This window comes from Flavobacterium hydrocarbonoxydans (assembly GCF_009789235.1).
In the GTDB taxonomy this organism is placed as follows: Bacteria; Bacteroidota; Bacteroidia; order Flavobacteriales; family Flavobacteriaceae; genus Flavobacterium; species Flavobacterium hydrocarbonoxydans.
The window spans coordinates 1-2,369 of record NZ_WSTB01000028.1; the positions used below are offsets into that span (position 1 = coordinate 1).

Annotated in this window: 1 protein-coding gene; it reads left to right on the top strand. The window is 36.8% G+C overall.

Annotated features, from left to right (window positions below; genetic code table 11):
- A partial coding sequence (locus GON26_RS21460; protein ID WP_394350430.1) for a beta strand repeat-containing protein occupies positions 1 to 2,369 on the top strand: 2,369 nt, incomplete at both ends.

Below are 2,369 nucleotides of genomic sequence, written 5' to 3' on the forward strand. Positions count from 1 at the left end.
AAAATCAGATAAGTTTGCGGACAACGGAAACGGAACATTCACGCATACTACTGTTGATGGAAAAGAAGTAATCTTTGATGCCAACACGACTACTGTAACTAATAATGGTGATGGAACTTACACGGTTACCAATAAAAAAGGAGAGACTGTAAAAATCGATGTTGTAGGTGATGTGGTAACGAACATCAAAAATGAAGGCCCTGTTTATAACGAAATTGTAAATTTATTAAACTCAAAATCAGATAAGTTTGCGGACAACGGAAACGGAACATTCACGCATACTACTGTTGATGGAAAAGAAGTAATCTTTGATGCCAACACGACTACTGTAACCAATAATGGTGATGGAACTTATACGGTTACCAATAAAAAAGGAGAAACTGTAAAAATCGATGTTGTAGGTGATGTGGTAACAAACATCAAAAATGAAGGCCCTGTTTATAATGAGATTGTAAACATCCTGACAAGTAAATCAGATAAGTTTGCGGACAACGGCAACGGAACATTTACGCACACTACTGTTGATGGAAAAGAAGTAATCTTCGATGCCAACACGACTACTGTAACCAATAATGGTGATGGAACTTACACGGTTACCAATAAAAAAGGAGAAACTGTAAAAATCGATGTTGTAGGTGATGTGGTAACCAATATCAAAAATGAAGGCCCTGTTTATAACGAAATCGTAAATTTATTAAACTCAAAATCAGATAAGTTTGCGGACAACGGCAACGGAACATTCACGCATACTACTGTTGATGGAAAAGAAGTCATCTTTGATGCCAACACGACTACTGTAACTAATAATGGTGATGGTACTTACACGGTTATCAATAAAAAAGGAGAAACTGTAAAAATCGATGTTGTAGGTGATGTGGTTACAAACATCAAAAATGAAGGACCTGTTTATAACGAAATTATAAACATCCTAACGTCTAAAACAGATAAGTTAGTAAATAATGGTGATGGAACACTTACTCACACTTCGGTAGATGGAAAAGAGATAATATTTACTGTTACAAGAACAGGAACTGGTGTACCAGCTCCAGGAGGTAAAGCAGGAGATATTTATGTAGATAATTCAACAGGAGATGTTTATACTTATAATGGGACTACTTGGATAAAACAAGGAGATTTAGCAACGATGTATGCAAATAATGGATTAAGTGTGTCGTCTTCAAACGCTGTGCAATTAGGTGGTAGTCTAATTAAAGCTACTGAGATTACAACAACTGCGACAAATACATTAGCAATAACAGGATTACAGCCAGGAGCTGTTACCGATGGAATTGTAGTGAATAGCTCAGGAGGTGTTTTGAAAACTATTGCACCATCAGATTTATTAGCAGGAGCTACAACACATACTTTTGATAATGATGGAGTTAATACTTTAACATCAGTAGTTAACGGAATTACAGAGGCAGCACCCGCTGTAAACACAGTTGGGAATGCAATAACAGATGCAACTTTAACCACAACGGTTAATGGAGTTTCAGGAACTGCATTAGATTTAACACCAGCAATTGCTTCAGGTACAGTAAACGCATTGGCAAATGATGGTACTAATACTATAACTTCTACAGTAAACGGAAAAGTAGCTACAGCACCCGCTGTAAATACCAATACATTAGCATTGACAGGTACAGTTTTGAATGGTTCAGTAAATGGAGTTTCTTCAACAGTTGATTTACAATCCGCAATAACAGGAGGAACAACACATACTTTTGATAATGATGGAGTTAATACTTTAACATCAGTAGTTAACGGAATTACAGAGGCAGCACCCGCTGTAAACACAGTTGGGAATGCAATAACAAATGCAACTTTAACCACAACGGTTAATGGAGTTTCAGGAACTGCATTAGATTTAACACCGGCAATTGCTTCAGGTACAGTAAATGCATTAGCAAATGATGGTACTAATACTATAACTTCTACTGTAAACGGAAAAGTAGCTACAGCACCCGCTGTAAATACCAATACATTAGCTTTGACGGGTACAGTTTTGAATGGTTCAGTAAATGGAGTTTCTTCAACAGTTGATTTACAATCGGCAATAACAGGAGGAACAACACATACTTTTGATAATGATGGTGTTAATACTTTAACATCAGTAGTTAACGGAATTACAGAGGCAGCACCCGCTGTAAATACAGTTGGGAATGCAATAACAAATGCAACTTTAACCACAACGGTTAATGGAATTTCAGGAACTGCATTAGATTTAACACCAGCAATTGCTTCAGGTACAGTAAACGCATTGGCAAATGATGGTACTAATACTATAACTTCTACTGTAAACGGAAAAGTAGCTACAGCACCCGCTGTAAATACCAATACATTAGCATTGACAGGTACAGTTTTGAATG